The organism is Pseudomonas sp. GW456-12-10-14-LB2 (genome assembly GCF_002884345.1).
Taxonomy (GTDB): domain Bacteria; phylum Pseudomonadota; class Gammaproteobacteria; order Pseudomonadales; family Pseudomonadaceae; genus Aquipseudomonas; species Aquipseudomonas paraglycinae.
On the sequence record NZ_POHV01000148.1, the window covers coordinates 1 to 273 of the forward strand.

The following is a 273-nucleotide window of genomic DNA, read 5'->3' on the forward strand; positions in this document are numbered from 1 at the left end:
GAGGGCCGGAGCCTTCCGGGAGGAGGCTCGGCCTCCTCGCGACTTTCTCCCGCACGGGAGAGGGCCCCCGTCGAGACGCCCATGGCCGACCTCGTCACGGTGGCCGGCGGCGCGAAGGCGGATCTTCGCATGCTCGACCTCGGCCGGGCGCTGCCGATCTCCGGCCACACGGCCTGGCACTCGATGCCGGCGATCTACGAGCTCATCAAGGATCACCGGACCACGCTTGTCTTCGTGAACACCCGGCTCCAGGCCGAGTACACGTTCCAGGAG

The 273-nt window shown here is 69.6% G+C and carries 1 protein-coding gene; it reads left to right on the forward strand.

Translation table 11 applies throughout. The features are described from left to right. Positions 1–81: 81 nt before the first annotated feature. Positions 82–273, forward strand: a 192-nt coding sequence (locus C1X29_RS29895) for a hypothetical protein (RefSeq protein ID WP_218275718.1), incomplete at its 3' end; no start/stop codon positions are given.